We start from the raw sequence: 16,536 nt of genomic DNA, 5'->3' as shown, positions 1-16,536 counted from the left end.
TATGAGCGATATCCGCAAGATCATCATCGACGGTAAGGAAGTCGAAGTCGAAGGGGCGATGACGCTCATTCAGGCCTGCGAGCAGGTCGGCATCGAGGTGCCGCGCTTCTGTTACCACGAACGTCTGTCGATCGCCGGTAACTGCCGGATGTGTCTTGTGGAAGTCGTCGGCGGGCCGCCCAAGCCCGCCGCCTCCTGCGCCATGCAGGTGCGCGACCTGCGCCCCGGTCCCGAGGGCCAGCCGCCGGTCGTGAAAACCAACTCGCCCATGGTCAAAAAGGCCCGCGAAGGGGTGATGGAGTTCCTTCTCATCAACCACCCGCTGGATTGCCCGATCTGCGATCAGGGCGGCGAATGCGATCTTCAGGATCAGGCGATGGCCTACGGCGTCGATTTCTCGCGCTACCGCGAGCCGAAGCGGGCGACCGAAGACCTCGATCTCGGCCCGCTGGTCGAGACCCATATGACCCGCTGCATCTCCTGCACCCGCTGCGTGCGCTTCACCACCGAAGTCGCAGGCCAGCACGTCATGGGCCAGACGGGCCGGGGCGAGGATGCAGAGATCACGACCTATCTCGGCTCGTTGATCGACAGCAACCTGTCGGGCAATATCATTGACCTGTGCCCCGTCGGCGCGCTGGTCAGCAAGCCCTACGCCTTTACTGCCCGCCCGTGGGAATTGAGCAAGACCGAGAGCATCGATGTGATGGATGCGCTTGGCTCCAACATCCGCGTGGATACCAAGGGCCGCGAAGTCATGCGCTTTTTGCCGCGCAACCATGACGGTGTGAACGAAGAGTGGATTTCCGACAAGACGCGCTTTGTTTGGGACGGCCTGCGCCGTCAGCGTTTGGACACACCTTACATCCGCGAGAATGGCAAGCTGCGCAAAGCGAGCTGGCCCGAGGCGCTGAATGCCGCAGCCGCTGCGATGAAGGGCAAGAAGCTTGCCGGTCTCGTCGGTGATCTGTCATCGGTCGAAGCCGCCTTTGCGCTGAAAGAACTGATCGAAGGGCAGGGCGGTGTCGTCGAATGCCGCACCGATGGGGCGAAGCTGCCTGCGGACAACCGTTTCGGCTATGTCGGCAACGCGCGGATCGAAGACCTTGATAGCGCCAAGATGATCCAACTGATCGGCTGTAACCCAGCGGTTGAAGCGCCGGTGCTGAACGCGCGCATCCGCAAAGCGTGGAGCAATGGGGCAGAGGTTGGCCTGATCGGAGAAGCCGCTGATCTGACCTACCCGCATCACCATCTGGGCAATGACCGCGCGACCCTCGACAAGCTGATGGGCAGTGATTTCGACGAAGTGCTAGAGCAGCCTTCGGTGATCGTTGTCGGCCAAGGCGCGCTGCGCGAAGCCGATGGCGAAGCCGTGCTGGCGAAGGCGATGGAACTGGCCGAAAAGACCAAGAGCAAGCTGATGATCCTGCACACCGCCGCCGCGCGTGTGGGTGCGATGGATATTGGTGCCACAGCCGAAAACGGCATGGACGACGTGAACGCGGCAGAGGTGATCTATAACCTCGGCGCGGATGAAGTTGAAATCGGTGCTGGGCCCTTCGTGATCTATCAAGGCAGCCATGGCGACCGCGGCGCACACCGCGCCGACATCATCCTGCCGGGTGCGGCCTATACCGAAGAGCCGGGTCTGTTCGTCAACACCGAAGGCCGCCCGCAATTGGCGCAGCGTGCCGGGTTCGCGCCGGGTCAGGCCAAAGAAAACTGGGCGATTCTCCGGGCGCTCTCGGCTGAGTTGGGCGCGCAGTTGGGCTATGATTCCATCGCGCAGCTGCGCCGCAAGCTGACCGAGGCCGTGCCGCATCTGGCGAATGTCGATGAGGTGCCGGAAAACGAGTGGGCCGCGCTGCCTGCCGGTAAGCTGGGCGATGCCTCTTTCGCGCCTGCAGTGCGCGACTTCTATCTCTCCAACCCGATCGCGCGGGCCAGCCAGTTGATGGCGGAACTTTCGGCTCTGGCCGCCGCGCGCCGGGCCGAGCCGATGGCGGCGGAGTGAGAGCCATGATGCTGGCCCCCTTGATGCTGCTGGCCGCCTGCGAACCGCAGGTGCCGGTGGCCGAGGATTTCATCCCCGACTACAAGGGGGTGGAGACCCAGCTTTTGGATGGCGATTTGGTGCAGTTCAACGTGGCGATGACCAAGGCGTTATCGAACCAAGACGTGTCGGATTACGCCGAATGTGCTGCAGCGCAGTATACGCTGATCCGGGGCTACGGTTTTGCGCGACATGTGCGGACAAATGTCACTGAAGAGGGTGGCATATGGCGGGCAGATGCTGTTTACACAATCTCGCCGAGCCTGCCGAAAGGCTTGAAGACAATTGATGCCGAAGTGACCGCGTTTCAATGCGCGGAACGCGGTATTCCGACGGTGTGAGGACTTATGGCTGATTTCTTTTACAACACCTATCTGGGCATCGGCCTGCTGACGGTTGGGCAGGTGTTGCTGCTGGTGGTGCCGTTGCTGCTGGCGCTGGCCTTCCTCATGTATGCCGACCGCAAGATCTGGGCCGCCGTGATGATGCGCCGCGGCCCCAACGTCGTGGGCGTCTTCGGCCTGCTCCAGAGTTTTGCCGACTTTCTTAAATATATCGTTAAAGAAGTGGTGGTCCCGGCGGGCGCTGACAAGGGGGTCTTCTTCCTTGCGCCGATGATTTCCTTTGTCATGGCGATGATCGCTTGGGCGGTGATCCCTTTTAACGAAGGCTGGATCCTGTCGGACATCAACGTGGCCATCCTCTATGTCTTCGCCGTCTCCTCGCTTGAGGTTTACGGCGTGATCATGGGCGGTTGGGCGTCGAACTCGAAATACCCCTTCCTTGGTTCGCTGCGTTCTGCCGCGCAGATGATTTCTTACGAAGTGTCGATCGGCCTGATCATCATCGGCGTGATCCTCTCGACCGGTTCGATGAACTTCACGTCCATCGTGGCGGCGCAGGACGGCGACTGGGGTCTGTTCAACTGGTACTTCCTGCCGCACTTCCCGATGTTGATCTTGTTCTTCATCTCGGCGCTGGCGGAAACCAACCGCCCGCCGTTCGATCTGCCGGAAGCGGAATCGGAACTGGTGGCGGGCTATCAGGTGGAATATTCCTCCACGCCCTTCCTGCTCTTTATGATCGGCGAATTGGTGGCCGTGGTGTTGATGTGCGCGCTGGTATCGCTGATGTTCTTCGGTGGCTGGTTGTCTCCGGTGCCGTTCCTGCCCGATGGCTTCTTCTGGATGTTCATCAAGATGCTGATGGTCTTCTTCATGTTCGCCATGGTGAAGGCAATTACGCCGCGCTACCGCTATGACCAGCTGATGCGGCTGGGTTGGAAAGTCTTCCTGCCGTTCTCGCTGTTCTGGGTGGTCTTCGTGGCATTCGCTGCAAAATTCGATTGGTTCTGGGGCATCTACGCCCGTTGGACCGTAGGGGGCTAAATGTCTGTTTATGATATCTCGAAAGTTCTCGGTACGCAGACAGACGAAGATTTAGCGATCTTTTCGGCTGATATTGGGGGGAAGCTGGGCATTATTGGTCAGCTTCAGGAAGATGGCTCTAAACTCGATGTGTTCGATATCGTCGAAGCCGTTAAGAACTTCGTTCAAGATCGCGAAGGGGAAGGGTAAAATGGCGACGACTGACTACACCCGCGCCGCGAAGTATTTCCTGCTGGCAGACTACGCCAAGGCGTTCATGCTGGGGATGCGCTATTTCTTTGCGCCGAAAACGACGCTGAACTACCCGCATGAAAAGGGGCCTCTGTCGCCCCGTTTCCGCGGCGAACACGCGCTGCGCCGTTATCCCAATGGCGAAGAGCGTTGCATCGCGTGCAAACTCTGCGAGGCGATCTGCCCCGCGCAGGCGATCACCATCGACGCCGAAGCACGCGAGGACGGCAGCCGCCGCACCACGCGCTATGACATCGACATGACCAAATGCATCTACTGCGGTTTCTGCCAAGAAGCCTGCCCAGTGGACGCCATTGTCGAAGGCCCGAACTTCGAATTCTCGACCGAGACCCGCGAAGAGCTGTATTACGACAAGGCCAAGCTTTTGGACAACGGCGAACGCTGGGAAGCCGAGATTGCCCGCAACCTTGAGATGGACGCACCTTACCGATGAGTGATCCCAAGAACCCTTTTGATGCGATGATGAAGCAGGCGCAGGAAATGGCGAAAGCCTTTCCAGCGATGGATGCTTTTTCGCCCAAAGGGTTCGAGGCGATGATGGGCACGATGCCGAAGGACATGATGGACTTCTGGTTCGGCGACACTGTGAACAAGGGCGGGCTGGACGCGCGGACGCGGCTGCTGCTTACCCTCGCGGGGCTGACCATGCAGGGCGCGCAGAATGATATGGCCCTCCGCCAGACCGTGCGCCACGCACGTGAGGCGGGAGCCACCAAACAACATATCGTCGAGACGATTAGCCAGATGTCGGTCTTTGCCGGGCTGCCGGCGATGACCCGGGCGCTGGAACTGGCGCAGTCGGTTCTTGACGAAGAAAAAGATACCAAGAAGGAAGACGGCGCATGACGGTCTTTTCATTTTACCTCTTCGCGATCAGCGTCATCACCGGCGGACTGTTCACGGTGATCAGCCGCAATCCGGTGCATTCGGTGCTCTGGCTGATCCTGTCCTTCCTCTCGGCGGCGGGGCTTTTCGTGCTGCTGGGGGCGGAGTTCGTGGCGATGCTGCTGGTCATCGTTTACGTCGGCGCGGTGGCGGTGCTGTTCCTCTTCGTCGTGATGATGCTCGACGTGGACTTCGCTGAGCTGAAGGCCGAAATGGCGCGCTATATGCCGCTGGCGCTGCTGATCGCTTTGGTGATCTTGATGCAGTTCGTCATGGCCTTTGGCGCATGGGAGCAGAGTGCAGCGGCCGAGAGCCTGCGGGCCAATGCGATCGATCCGGCGCGGTTCAATACCGAAGCGCTTGGGCTACTGCTCTATGATCGCTACTTCCTGCTGTTCCAACTGGCGGGCCTGATCCTGCTGGTGGCGATGATCGGGGCAATTGTGCTGACTCTGCGGCACCGCAAGGACGTGAAACGCCAAGACGTGGTGGCGCAGATGATGCGCGACCCGGCCAAGGCGATGGAACTGCGCGACGTGAAGTCTGGGCAGGGCCTGTAAACACCGGAATTTTTTAAAATTCCGTAGCCGTTTTCTTTGAATGAAAACGACTGAACCAAAGAGAAAAGGGACGTCGAAATGTCGAGAACAACAATCGTGGTACTGGTCGTGGTGTTGATCGTCGTGTTTTTCGGTGGCCGCAGCTTTATCGGCTAAAGCCTCGGCAATCCCGGTGGCAGCCGGGGCAAAGTGATACTAAAAGCCCCATCAAATGGGGCGCGACCAAAGCCCATCAAAGGGCGGGAACGTAAGGGACGACATGATCGGACTTGAGCATTACCTGACAGTGGCGGCGACGCTGTTTGTCATCGGCATCTTCGGGCTATTCCTGAACCGCAAGAACGTGATCATCTTGCTGATGAGCATCGAATTGATGCTGCTCGCGGTGAACATCAACCTCGTTGCCTTCTCCAGTTTCCTTGGTGATTTGACGGGGCAGGTGTTCACACTCTTCGTGCTCACCGTCGCTGCGGCGGAGGCTGCCATCGGCCTCGCCATTCTGGTCTGTTTCTTCCGCAACCGTGGCTCGATCGCGGTGGAAGATGTCAACGTGATGAAGGGCTGAGGCAATGGAAACCACGATCCTATTCGCCCCGCTTGTGGGTGCCATCCTCTGCGGTTTCGGCTGGAAGATCATTGGTGAGAAGGCCGCCCAGTGGACCGCCACGGGGCTGCTGTTCCTTGCCGCCTTCCTCTCTTGGGTGGTGTTCCTGACGCTGGACGGTCCGACCGAGCAAATCCAGATCCTGCGCTTTATCGAGAGCGGCACGCTGAGCACCGATTGGGCGATCCGCATGGACCGTTTGACCGCGCTGATGCTGATCGTCATCACCACGGTATCGAGCCTCGTTCACCTCTACTCCTTCGGCTACATGGCCCACGATGAGAACTTCCGCGATAACGAGAGCTATCGCCCCCGGTTCTTCGCCTATCTGTCGTTCTTTACCTTCGCGATGTTGATGCTGGTCACAGCCGACAACCTCGTGCAGATGTTCTTTGGTTGGGAGGGCGTCGGTGTCGCCTCCTACCTGCTGATCGGTTTCTACTTCCGCAAGCCGTCGGCCAATGCCGCCGCGATGAAAGCCTTTGTCGTCAACCGGGTGGGGGACTTTGCTTTCCTGCTGGGCATCTTCGGCCTCTATATGCTGACGGACTCGATCCGCTTTGATGATATCTTTGCCGCAGCGCCCGACTTGGCTGAGCAGACGGTGACTTTCCTATGGAACGATTGGAACGCGGCAAACCTGATCGCCTTCCTGCTGTTCCTCGGGGCGATGGGTAAATCGGCGCAACTGTTCCTGCACACATGGCTTCCCGACGCGATGGAAGGCCCGACCCCGGTGTCGGCGCTGATCCACGCGGCGACCATGGTGACCGCGGGTGTTTTCCTTGTCTGCCGCATGTCGCCGGTGATGGAATTCGCACCCGAAGCGATGGCCTTTGTCACGGTGATCGGCGCGACGACCGCCTTTGTCGCGGCGACCATCGGCCTTGTGCAAACCGACATCAAACGTGTGATTGCCTATTCGACCATGTCACAGCTTGGCTATATGTTCGTGGCGGCGGGCGTCGGCATGTATTCGGCGGCGATGTTCCACCTGTTCACCCACGCCTTCTTTAAGGCGATGCTGTTCTTGGGCGCGGGCTCGGTCATTCACGCGATGCACCATGAGCAAGACATGACCAACTACGGCGGTCTGCGTAAGAAAATCCCCTATACCTTCTGGGCGATGATGATCGGCACGTTGGCGATCACCGGTGTTGGCATCCCGCTGACGCATATCGGTTTCGCGGGCTTCCTGTCGAAAGACGCGATCATCGAAAGCGCTTGGGGCGGTGGGTCAATGTATGGCTTCTGGATGTTGGTGATCGCCGCGGCGATGACGAGCTTCTACAGCTGGCGCCTGATTTTCCTCACGTTCTTCGGAAAACCGCGTGGCAACAAGCACACGCATGAGCACGCCCACGAGAGCCCGATGGTCATGCTGATCCCGCTTGGCGTTCTGGCGCTCGGCTCGGTCTTTGCTGGGATGGTTTGGTACGGCAGCTTCTTTGGCCATGCAGATCAGGTTGGCAAATTCTACGGCATCCCGATGGCTGAAATGGCCGAAGGCGGCGACGCCCATGTCGAAGGGGCCGAGGATGACCACGGTGCCACCGGCCCGGTCGACGGCGATCACGGGGCCGATGCTTTGGTCGAAGGCCAGCAGGACGCGGGCGCGCATCACGAAGCCTTTGGCGGTGCACCGGGTGAGGGGGCGCTTTACTTTGCGCCCGACAACCACGTGCTGGATGACGCGCACGCCGCCCCGACTTGGGTTAAGGTCTCGCCCTTTATCGCGATGCTGGCCGGTCTGGTCATGGCCCTGTGGTTCTATATCTGGAGCCCGACCGTCCCGGGACGTTTGGCGGCAAACCAACGCCCGCTTTACCTGTTCCTGAAAAACAAATGGTACTTTGATGAGGTTTACGACGTGATTTTCGTGCGTCCCGCCAAAACGATCGGCCGGTTCCTGTGGAAACGCGGCGATGGCACTGTGATCGACGGCACGCTCAATGGCGTCGCCATGGGGATCATCCCCTTCTTCACCCGCCTCGCGGGTAAGGCACAGACGGGCTATATCTTCACCTATGCCTTCGCCATGGTGATCGGCATCGCCGTTCTGGTGACATGGATGACGATGAGCGGAGGAGCGAACTGATGGATACGCATCTGCTTTCAATCATCACATTCATTCCGGCCTTCGCTGCACTGATCCTCGCGGTCTTCCTGCGGGGCGACGATGCCGCTGCCGGGCGCAACGCGAAATGGCTGGCCTTCATCACCACGACGGTCACCTTCCTGATCTCGCTTTTTGTGCTCTTTGACTTTGACCCGTCCAACACCGACTTCCAATTCGTGGATGAGGCCGACTGGCTGCTGGGGCTGAAGTATCGCCTCGGCGTCGATGGTATCTCCATCCTCTTCGTGATGCTGACCACCTTCATGATGCCGCTGGTTATCGCGGCAAGCTGGAATGTTGAGCACCGCGTCAAGGAATACATGATCGCCTTCCTGCTCTTGGAAACGCTGATGCTCGGCGTGTTCATGGCGCTGGATCTGGTGCTCTTTTACCTCTTCTTTGAGGCGGGTCTGATCCCGATGTTCCTGATCATCGGCATCTGGGGCGGGAAAGAGCGTATCTACGCGAGCTTCAAGTTCTTCCTCTATACCTTCCTCGGCTCGGTGCTGATGCTGGTGGCGATGGTCGCGATGTTCACTGAGGCGGGCACGACCTGCATCGGCGGCTGCGAGATCAGCCTGCTGACCCACAACTTCGGCTCCGAGAGCTTTGAGCTGCTGGGGATTCAGATCGTCGGCGGCATGCAGACACTGATGTTCCTCGCCTTCTTTGCCAGCTTCGCGGTCAAGATGCCGATGTGGCCAGTGCACACATGGCTGCCCGACGCACACGTTCAGGCCCCGACGGCGGGTTCTGTGGTGCTGGCGGCGATCCTGCTGAAAATGGGCGGCTACGGCTTCCTGCGCTTCAGCTTGCCGATGTTCCCCGTCGGGTCCGAGGTGATGACGCCGCTGATCCTGTGGATGTCGGCCATTGCCATCGTCTATACCTCGCTAGTGGCGCTGGTGCAGCAGGACATGAAAAAGCTGATCGCCTATTCCTCGGTCGCACACATGGGTTTCGTGACCATGGGCATCTTTGCGGCGAACCAGCAGGGGATTGATGGCGCGATTTTCCAGATGATCAGCCACGGCTTCATCTCTGGCGCGCTCTTCCTCAGCGTTGGCGTGATCTATGACCGGATGCACACCCGTGACATTGACGCCTATGGCGGTCTGGTGAACCGGATGCCGGCCTATGCACTGGTCTTCATGTTCTTCACCATGGCGAACGTGGGCCTGCCGGGCACATCCGGTTTCGTGGGGGAATTCCTGACGCTGATGGCGACCTTCCAAGTGAACACTTGGGTGGCGGCAGTGGCGACCACGGGCGTGATCTTTTCGGCGGCCTACGCGCTGTGGCTCTATCGCCGCGTGGTGATGGGCGACCTGATCAAAGAAAGCCTCAAGGCGATCACCGACATGACCGCACGTGAGAAATGGATCATTGCGCCGCTGGTAGCGATGACCCTGATCCTGGGCGTCTATCCGGCGCTGGTGCTGGATATGATCGGGCCGTCGGTGGCTGCTCTCGTTGACAATTACGACATGGCGCTGGAGGCGGCTGACACCGCTGTGCAGACCGCCGATGCCTCGCATTAAGAAGGACTTGGCGCATGATATCCGCTGATCTGAACATCATTCTGCCCGAGATCGTCCTTGCGGGGTTTGCCCTGCTTGGCCTTCTTGGCGCGGTCTATACGTCGAAAGACAAGGCCGCCGGGGTGCTCGTCTGGGTGACCGCGGTGGTGATGGTGCTGCTGGCTGCTTGGGTGGCCATGTCCGGCGACGGCACCACCAACATCGCCTTCCACGGCATGTTCATCGACGATAGCTTTGCGCGCTTTGCGAAAGTGGCGATCCTGCTCTCGGCGGCGGCTGTCTTGGTCATGTCCGAAAGCTATATGAAACTGCGCGGTTTGCTGCGGTTTGAATATCCGATGCTGGTGGCCTTGGCTGTTGTCGGCATGATGATGATGGTCAGTGCAGGCGACCTGATGGCGCTCTACATGGGGTTGGAGCTGCAATCGCTAGCGCTCTATGTCGTGGCCTCGCTGCGCCGCGACTCGATCAAATCCACAGAGGCGGGCCTCAAGTATTTCGTGCTCGGCGCGCTTAGCTCGGGCCTGCTGCTCTATGGTGCGTCGCTCGTTTATGGCTACGCCGGGACCACGTTGTTCGCGGGCATCATCACCACGGCGCAAACCGGCGGCACCTCGCTCGGGCTGCTCTTTGGTCTGGTCTTCCTGATTTCGGGACTTGCCTTCAAAGTTTCCGCCGTGCCGTTCCACATGTGGACACCGGACGTATACGAAGGTGCGCCCACCCCGATCGCGGCTTTCTTTGCCACAGCGCCAAAAGTCGCCGCCATGGGCCTGTTCGCACGGGTCATGCATGACGCCTTTGGCCAGATCGTCAGCGATTGGAGCCAGATCGTGGCGCTTCTGTCGGTGCTGTCGATGTTCTTCGGCTCTGTCGCCGCGATTGGTCAGACCAACATCAAGCGTCTGATGGCCTTTTCGTCGATTGCCCACATGGGCTATGCGCTGATGGGCTTGGCTGCGGGCACCGCCTTTGGCGTGCAGGCGATGCTGGTCTATATGGCGATCTATGTCACCATGAACCTCGGCACCTTTGCCTTCATCCTGCTGATGCAGAAAGACGGCGCGCCGGTGACCGATATCACCCTGCTCAATATGTATGCTAAGACCAATCCGGGCCGGGCGCTGGCGATGCTGGTGCTGCTGTTCAGCCTTGCGGGCGTGCCGCCGATGCTGGGCTTCTTTGGCAAGTTCTATGTGCTGCGCGCAGCCTATGATGCCAATATGGCATGGCTCGCTGTGGCGGGCGTAATCGCCAGTGTGATCGGCGCTTATTATTACCTGCGGATCGTTTTCTACATGTACTTTGGCGAAGAACGCTCTGACACGCTGGACCATCAGAACGGCGGCGTGCTGACCGTGGTGCTGATGGCCTCGGCGGTGATCATGATCGTCGGGATCGCAAACATGTTCGGTGTCGAAGGCATGGCCGCCTCGGCTGCGGCGTCGCTGGTGAACTGAGCGGTGCGGCGGACGATCGCCCGGACCAGCGCATGAGCCACTGGCCGGAAGGCTATGGCCGGCGCGTCTATGACTCGCTCGATTCCACCCTCTCAGAGGCGGCGCGGTTACAGCAAGAGCTGACCGCGCCGACTTGGATTCTCGCACTGGAGCAAACCGCCGCCCGGGGCCGCCGGGGCCGCAGTTGGACCACGCCGCGCGGCAATTTCGCGGCCACACTGATGATGCCGCGCAAAGAGCCGCCCGGCGTCGCCGCGCTGCGGTCCTTCGTGACCTCGCTGGCACTTTACCGCTCTTTCGTCGGGGTGACCGGGCGCGAGGATGCCTTTGCCCTAAAATGGCCGAACGATGTGCTTTTGCGGGGCGGCAAGGTGGCGGGTATCCTGCTCGAAAGTGTGGGCGACCATCTGGCCATCGGCATCGGCGTGAACCTTGCCCATGGGCCCGAGGCCAGCACGCTGGAAGCCCGCGCCCTGCCAGCGGTGACACTGCGTGAGGCGGGGGGCAATGTGAGCGCCGAGGATTTTCTCGACGTGCTTGCGCGGGAATATGCCGGTCTCGAAGAGCAGTTCACGACCTATGGTTTCAGCACAATCCGCAGCGCATGGCTCGCCCATGCCGCGCGGCTCGGAGAGGTCATCACCGCCCGCACCATGCGCGATGAGATCACCGGCGTTTTCGAAGATGTAGACGGCGCAGGCAATCTGATCTTGGGCACCCGCGACGGCGCGGTGCCCATCACCGCAGCGGATGTGTTTTTCTAAAATCTGGGGGAGGGGAGGCACCATGCTTCTGGCAATCGACTGCGGCAATACCAATACCGTGTTCTCTATCTGGGACGGGGAAGAGTTTATCGCCACTTGGCGCACCTCGACCGAATGGAAACGCACGGCGGATCAATATTACGTCTGGCTTAACACGCTGATGCGGCTGCAAAATATTGACGCTGACATCACCGATATGATCATCAGCTCAACCGTGCCACGGGTGGTGTTCAACCTGCGCGTTCTGGCGGATCGCTACTTTCACACGCGCCCTTTCGTGGTGGGCAAACCCGGTTGCGCGCTGCCCATCGACGTGCGCGTGGACGCGGGCACGCAGGTCGGGCCCGACCGTTTGGTGAACACCGTGGCAGGCTATGACCTTTATGGCGGTGACCTGATCGTGGTGGACTTCGGCACTGCCACGACCTTTGACGTGGTGGCCGATGATGGGGCTTATATCGGCGGCGTGATCGCGCCGGGGGTGAACCTCAGCCTAGAGGCGCTGCATAGCGCCGCCGCGGCCTTGCCGCATGTCGATATTTCCAAACCGCCGCATGTCATCGGCACCAATACGGTGGCCTGCATGCAGTCTGGTGTCTTTTGGGGTTATGTCGGACTGGTTCGTGAGATATGTGAGCGCATAAGGGCGGAACGTGCAAGACCCATGCGCGTTATCGCCACGGGGGGTCTGGCACCGCTGTTTCAGCAGGCAGTCGACCTGTTCGATGATTATCAAGATGAACTCACGATGCACGGCCTGACCGTGATCCACGATTATAATAAGGACAAAGCTGAATAATATGAGCAGCGAACGATTTATCTATCTGCCCCTCGGTGGGGCGGGTGAAATTGGCATGAACGCCTATGTCTACGGTTACGGCAAGCCCGGTAAAGAACGGCTGATCGTCGTCGACATCGGTGTGGCCTTTCCGGACATGGACAGCACGCCGGGCGTGGACCTGATCCTGCCCGACATCTCTTGGCTGAAGAAGCGTCGCGATCAGATCGAAGCGATCTTTATCACCCACGCCCACGAAGACCACATCGGCGCCATCGCGCATTCCTACGAGGTGCTGAAAGCGCCGATCTATGCGCGCGCCTTTACCGCCAATATCGCCCGTCGGAAGATGTCTGAACACGGCCACCCCGAAGATGCGGTCACCACGGTAAGCGCATGGCCAGAGCAGATCACCGCAGGCCCGTTCAAAGTGGGCTTCCTGCCGATCTCGCATTCGATTCCTGAATCCTCGGCCATGGTCATCGACACGCCCGAGGGGCGCACGATCCACTCCGGCGACTTCAAGATCGACCGCACGCCCGGCGTCGGCGAAGCCTTCGACGACGCACTCTGGGCAGAGGTCTGCAAGGACGGCGTGAATGCGCTGATCTGCGACAGCACCAATGTCTTCTCCGCTCATCCCGGCCGCTCGGAAGCGACCGTTGGGCCGGAGATCGAAAAGCTGGTGAGCAGTGCCGAGGGCATGGTCGTCGCCACGACCTTTGCCTCCAACGTGGCGCGGGTCAAAACGCTGGCAGAGGCGGGCGCACGGGCAGGGCGGTCGATCGTTCTGCTGGGTCGTGCGATGAACCGCATGGTCGAAGCCTCGATCCAGACCGGTGTGATGACAGACTTTCCGCCTGTCATCTCTCCCGAAAATGCCCGGGCGATTCCGCGCGAGAACCTGATGCTGCTGGTCACCGGCAGCCAAGGTGAACGCCGCGCGGCCTCTGCGCAACTGGCACGGGGGAAGTATCAGGGCATCGAGTTGAAAGAGGGCGATCTGTTCCTCTTTTCGTCGAAGACCATCCCGGGCAATGAGCGCGGCGTGATCGGCATCATCAACCAGTTCTCTGAAAAGGGTGTGGATGTGGTGGATGATTCCTCGGGCCTCTACCACGTGTCGGGCCACGCGAACCGCCCTGACCTTGAGACGCTGCATGCGATCGTCAAACCGCAGGTTCTGATCCCCATGCACGGCGAGCACCGTCACCTGCGCGAGCATGTGAAGATTGCCAATGCCAAGGGCATCACCGGCGTGTTGGCCGTGAACGGTATGATGATCGACCTGTCGGGCAACAAGCCCAAGGTGGTTGAACATGTCGACACGGGCCGCATGTATCTGGACGGGTCGGTTCAAGTCGGCGCGCTGGATGGTGTGATCCGCGACCGTATCCGCATGGCGCTGAACGGCCATGCCACCGTGACCATGATTTTGGATGCGGATGATGAGCCCTTGGGCGAGCCTTGGGTTGATCTGATGGGTCTGCCGGAGACAGGCCGGTCCAATGCGCCGCTTGTGGATGTGCTGGAACAAGACCTCAGCCAGTGGCTGAACCGTCAGAAAGCCGCCACCCTGCGGGATGACGACAAGCTGAACGACGGTCTGAAAAAGGTCGCACGTCAGTCGTCTTACGACGAAATCGGCAAGAAACCCGAAGTCACCGTGGTGGTCAGCCGTCTGAGCTGACCTCCTCCCCACCGCTGCACATATAGACCGCGCCGCCCACTGCGACCACGCTTACCCCCGTGGCCGCAAGGGCGGCGGGGGTCGATAGCGCGGTGGCCAGCGTCGTGCCTGTAGTCGCCAGATTGGCGCTCAGTGCAGATGCCCCTCCCGTCAAAATGAAGGCCCCGGATTTATGCGCCACGGCGCGTAGGTTGTCCGGCTGGCTGATGGTGTCGACCGCGGATCGTGCGATGTTCTTGCTGATCTCGACGGTCTCTTCCTTGGTGGTGTTCACCCGTTCGCAAAAGGTCTTTTTGCAATAGCCGCGATAGTTCCGCGCGCCGGGGATCAGGAAATGCCCATCCTCGGGCGTGGCGGTCAGGCAGTAGCCGTCGATCTGGTCGAGCGGCACAGTGGTGGCAAGGTAGTCGAACAGCACCCCGCTGTCACAGGCGGGTGGGGCGCCCCAAAGGCTGCTCCATTTCCGCGCGGGCCAATTTATCAGCCGTTCGCGGGCGCCGACTTCCTCGGCGAAATTGGCGAAATTCTCGGCCTCTACGACAACTTCGGCGCCGTTGACCTCGGCCCGGCAGCGTTCGGCGCTGGCGGGGGCAGAGATAAGGGCGGTCAGGGCAAGGGTGAGGGCGAAGAGAGCAGGGCGCAGCATGATGGTCCTATCTGAGAGGTTTCCCCTCACATAGCACAGACGAAAAAGCCGCCAATCCCGGCAGGGATCAGCGGCGAATTCATGCCCGCGTGGGGCTGGTTTCAGATGCGCTCGCGGAAGCTTAGGCCGATGAAGTCAGGCGTATGATCGCCCAGCCCGACGACGCGGTTGTCATTGCCACCGCGTTTGTCATTCCGGCCCCGACCACGCGAAGGTTTGTCATTGTTGCCGCCGCGCTGAGATTTGCGCCCGCCCTGCGCGCTTTCGGCTTCGCGCTCTGGGGCCACATCGGCTTTGGCATCTTTCGGTGCCTCGGCCTGCGGTTGCTTGGCCTCATTGGAGGTCTCAACGGGTTTGTCCGTCTGAGGCTTATCCATCTGGGGCTTATCCGTTTGGCGCCTATCCGATTGGCGCTCGTCGGCCTGCGGTTGCTCAGCCTGTGGCTTGTCTGCCTGTGGTTTGTCCGACTTACGGCTGCGCGACCGGGTGCGCTTGGGCTTGTCATCGGTCTTGGCCGGGGCGTCAGACGCTTCTTCTGCTGGTTTGGCGTTGCCAAGCGGGTTCTCGATGCGCGGAATTTCCTTTTGCACCAGACGCTCGACGTCTTCAAAGTTCTTGTCGTCGCGGGGCTGGCAGATCATGATCGCCTTGCCGTCGCGGCCCGCACGGCCGGTGCGGCCAATACGGTGAACGTAGTCCTCGGCGTGGCTGGGCACATCGAAGTTGAAGACATGGCTTACGCTTGGCACATCAAGCCCGCGCGCGGCAACGTCTGAGGCTACGAGGAAACGCAGCTCGCCATTACGGAAGCCTTCGAGCGTCTTGGTCCGCTGGCTTTGGTCAAGATCGCCGTGGATCGGGGCGGCGTCATAGCCGTATTTCTTCAATGACTTAGCAACGGTATCCACGTCCATCTTGCGGTTGCAGAAGATGATCGCATTGGTGCATTTCTCGCCTTCGGCGTCGATCAGCAGACGCAGCAGCTTGCGCTTCTCGGTGGCTTCACGGTCCTTGCGCGAGGCTTTGAACATGACAACGCCCTGTTCGATCGTCTCGCTCGTGGTGGCCTGACGTGCCACTTCGATCCGCTCAGGATTGCTGAGGAAAGTGTTGGTGATCCGCTCAATCTCGGGCGCCATGGTGGCCGAGAAGAACAGCGTCTGACGGGTGAAGGGCGTGAGGCCGAAGATCCGTTCGATATCGGGGATGAACCCCATGTCGAGCATCCGGTCGGCTTCGTCCACGACCATGACTTTCACGTCCGAGAGGATCAGCTTGCCCCGCTCGAAATGATCGAGCAGGCGGCCCGGTGTGGCGATCAGCACGTCGACGCCTTTGTCGATCAGCTTGTCTTGCTCCTTAAAGCTCACGCCGCCGATCAGCAGCGCTTTGGTGAGCTTGAGGTGCTTGGAATAGGTGTCAAAGTTCTCGGCCACCTGTGCGGCCAATTCCCGGGTGGGGCAAAGCACGAGGCTGCGCGGCATCCGCGCACGAGCGCGGCCCCGGGCGAGCAGCGACAGCATCGGCAGCGTGAAGCTGGCGGTCTTGCCGGTGCCGGTCTGGGCGATTCCCAAGACGTCGCGGCCTTCGAGAGCAGGGGGAATAGCGCCCGCCTGAATAGGTGTGGGCGATTCGTAGCCAGCCTCTACAACAGCTTTGAGGACCTTGGCATTCAGGTTTAGATCGGTAAATTTTGTCATGTGCGTCCGGGTTGAGCGGACACTGACTTGGCCCGCGGCAGCAATACAAGCCGGCCCGAATGGCCCAAGGGGCGGCATATGCCGCGGCATGTT

Annotated in this window: 16 protein-coding genes; 14 read left to right on the top strand and 2 right to left on the bottom strand. The window is 60.2% G+C overall.

All coding sequences use genetic code 11. The features are described 5' to 3' along the window. Position 1 precedes the first annotated feature (1 nt). The 14 genes from nuoG (at position 2) to K3762_RS11625 (ending at position 14,097) form a co-directional block, all read left to right on the top strand. Entirely contained in the window at positions 2-2,017 is a 2,016-nt protein-coding gene (gene nuoG, locus K3762_RS11690; protein ID WP_132444514.1) for an NADH-quinone oxidoreductase subunit NuoG, read from the top strand. Positions 2,018-2,025: 8 nt separating this feature from the next. Then, positions 2,026-2,397 carry a hypothetical protein gene (locus tag K3762_RS11685; protein ID WP_007119502.1) on the top strand — a complete coding sequence of 124 codons (372 nt, stop codon included), beginning with the start codon at positions 2,026-2,028 and terminating at the stop codon, positions 2,395-2,397. 6 nt (positions 2,398-2,403) lie between these two features. Beyond that, positions 2,404-3,444, top strand: a complete 1,041-nt coding sequence (gene nuoH, locus K3762_RS11680) for an NADH-quinone oxidoreductase subunit NuoH (protein ID WP_132444515.1) — start codon at positions 2,404-2,406, stop codon at positions 3,442-3,444. Next, the gene (locus tag K3762_RS11675) at positions 3,445-3,633 is read left to right on the top strand and encodes a hypothetical protein (RefSeq protein ID WP_132444516.1); all 189 of its coding nucleotides are present in this window, start codon (positions 3,445-3,447) and stop codon (positions 3,631-3,633) included. Between the two features lies 1 nt (position 3,634). Continuing rightward, the gene (gene nuoI, locus K3762_RS11670) at positions 3,635-4,129 is read left to right on the top strand and encodes an NADH-quinone oxidoreductase subunit NuoI (protein WP_067630640.1); all 495 of its coding nucleotides are present in this window, start codon (positions 3,635-3,637) and stop codon (positions 4,127-4,129) included. Beyond that, on the top strand, positions 4,126-4,542 hold the full coding sequence (locus K3762_RS11665) for a carboxymuconolactone decarboxylase family protein (protein ID WP_067630637.1): 417 nt from the start codon (positions 4,126-4,128) through the stop codon (positions 4,540-4,542). Before nuoI ends, K3762_RS11665 begins: the two co-directional genes overlap by 4 nt. Continuing rightward, positions 4,539-5,141 (top strand): NADH-quinone oxidoreductase subunit J, encoded by a 603-nt coding sequence (locus tag K3762_RS11660; RefSeq protein WP_067630634.1) that lies wholly within the window; start codon positions 4,539-4,541, stop codon positions 5,139-5,141. The genes K3762_RS11665 and K3762_RS11660 overlap by 4 nt, the downstream gene beginning before the upstream one ends. A gap of 259 nt (positions 5,142-5,400) precedes the next feature. Beyond that, a complete protein-coding gene (gene nuoK / locus K3762_RS11655; protein WP_007119508.1) occupies positions 5,401-5,706 on the top strand; it encodes an NADH-quinone oxidoreductase subunit NuoK in 306 nt (101 codons plus the stop codon). A 4-nt stretch (positions 5,707-5,710) separates the two neighbouring features. After that, entirely contained in the window at positions 5,711-7,843 is a 2,133-nt protein-coding gene (gene nuoL / locus K3762_RS11650; protein ID WP_132444517.1) for an NADH-quinone oxidoreductase subunit L, read from the top strand. Further along, positions 7,843-9,405 (top strand): NADH-quinone oxidoreductase subunit M, encoded by a 1,563-nt coding sequence (locus tag K3762_RS11645; RefSeq protein WP_132444518.1) that lies wholly within the window; start codon positions 7,843-7,845, stop codon positions 9,403-9,405. Before nuoL ends, K3762_RS11645 begins: the two co-directional genes overlap by 1 nt. Positions 9,406-9,419: 14 nt before the next feature. Further along, a complete protein-coding gene (gene nuoN, locus K3762_RS11640; RefSeq protein ID WP_260009500.1) occupies positions 9,420-10,865 on the top strand; it encodes an NADH-quinone oxidoreductase subunit NuoN in 1,446 nt (481 codons plus the stop codon). Between the two features lie 32 nt (positions 10,866-10,897). Beyond that, positions 10,898-11,629: a biotin--[acetyl-CoA-carboxylase] ligase gene (locus K3762_RS11635; RefSeq protein WP_260009499.1), complete on the top strand. Its 732-nt coding sequence runs from the start codon at positions 10,898-10,900 to the stop codon at positions 11,627-11,629. 22 nt (positions 11,630-11,651) lie between these two features. Beyond that, positions 11,652-12,428, top strand: a complete 777-nt coding sequence (locus K3762_RS11630) for a type III pantothenate kinase (RefSeq protein ID WP_120351316.1) — start codon at positions 11,652-11,654, stop codon at positions 12,426-12,428. Between the two features lies 1 nt (position 12,429). Next, positions 12,430-14,097, top strand: coding sequence for a ribonuclease J (locus K3762_RS11625; protein WP_067626618.1), 1,668 nt, complete (start codon positions 12,430-12,432; stop codon positions 14,095-14,097). On the opposite strand, the gene K3762_RS11620 is transcribed toward K3762_RS11625, so the two are convergent. Then, positions 14,081-14,743, bottom strand: a complete 663-nt coding sequence (locus tag K3762_RS11620; protein ID WP_120351315.1) for a hypothetical protein — start codon at positions 14,741-14,743, stop codon at positions 14,081-14,083. The genes K3762_RS11625 and K3762_RS11620 overlap by 17 nt on opposite strands. Positions 14,744-14,844: 101 nt before the next feature. Next, entirely contained in the window at positions 14,845-16,443 is a 1,599-nt protein-coding gene (locus K3762_RS11615) for a DEAD/DEAH box helicase (RefSeq protein WP_132444521.1), read from the bottom strand. Between the last annotated feature and the right edge of the window lie 93 nt (positions 16,444-16,536).

Origin of the sequence: Sulfitobacter sp. W074, from assembly GCF_025142275.1 — a bacterium.
GTDB classification, from domain to species: domain Bacteria; phylum Pseudomonadota; class Alphaproteobacteria; order Rhodobacterales; family Rhodobacteraceae; genus Sulfitobacter; species Sulfitobacter profundi.
The sequence above is the reverse complement of the archived record's forward strand: the minus strand, read 5'-3'. Positions and strand labels throughout refer to the sequence as shown.

Bases quoted from the DNA above. Each gene is read 5' to 3' on its own strand.
- K3762_RS11660 (WP_067630634.1), top strand. From the start codon at position 4,539: ATGACGGTCTTTTCATTTTACCTCTTCGCGATCAGCGTCATCACCGGC.
- K3762_RS11615 (WP_132444521.1), bottom strand. From the start codon at position 16,443: ATGACAAAATTTACCGATCTAAACCTGAATGCCAAGGTCCTCAAAGCT.
- nuoN (WP_260009500.1), top strand. From the start codon at position 9,420: ATGATATCCGCTGATCTGAACATCATTCTGCCCGAGATCGTCCTTGCG.
- nuoK (WP_007119508.1), top strand. From the start codon at position 5,401: ATGATCGGACTTGAGCATTACCTGACAGTGGCGGCGACGCTGTTTGTC.
- nuoH (WP_132444515.1), top strand. From the start codon at position 2,404: ATGGCTGATTTCTTTTACAACACCTATCTGGGCATCGGCCTGCTGACG.
- K3762_RS11630 (WP_120351316.1), top strand. From the start codon at position 11,652: ATGCTTCTGGCAATCGACTGCGGCAATACCAATACCGTGTTCTCTATC.
- K3762_RS11665 (WP_067630637.1), top strand. From the start codon at position 4,126: ATGAGTGATCCCAAGAACCCTTTTGATGCGATGATGAAGCAGGCGCAG.
- K3762_RS11675 (WP_132444516.1), top strand. From the start codon at position 3,445: ATGTCTGTTTATGATATCTCGAAAGTTCTCGGTACGCAGACAGACGAA.
- K3762_RS11635 (WP_260009499.1), top strand. From the start codon at position 10,898: ATGAGCCACTGGCCGGAAGGCTATGGCCGGCGCGTCTATGACTCGCTC.
- K3762_RS11685 (WP_007119502.1), top strand. From the start codon at position 2,026: ATGCTGGCCCCCTTGATGCTGCTGGCCGCCTGCGAACCGCAGGTGCCG.
- K3762_RS11625 (WP_067626618.1), top strand. From the start codon at position 12,430: ATGAGCAGCGAACGATTTATCTATCTGCCCCTCGGTGGGGCGGGTGAA.
- nuoI (WP_067630640.1), top strand. From the start codon at position 3,635: ATGGCGACGACTGACTACACCCGCGCCGCGAAGTATTTCCTGCTGGCA.
- nuoG (WP_132444514.1), top strand. From the start codon at position 2: ATGAGCGATATCCGCAAGATCATCATCGACGGTAAGGAAGTCGAAGTC.
- K3762_RS11645 (WP_132444518.1), top strand. From the start codon at position 7,843: ATGGATACGCATCTGCTTTCAATCATCACATTCATTCCGGCCTTCGCT.
- nuoL (WP_132444517.1), top strand. From the start codon at position 5,711: ATGGAAACCACGATCCTATTCGCCCCGCTTGTGGGTGCCATCCTCTGC.
- K3762_RS11620 (WP_120351315.1), bottom strand. From the start codon at position 14,743: ATGCTGCGCCCTGCTCTCTTCGCCCTCACCCTTGCCCTGACCGCCCTT.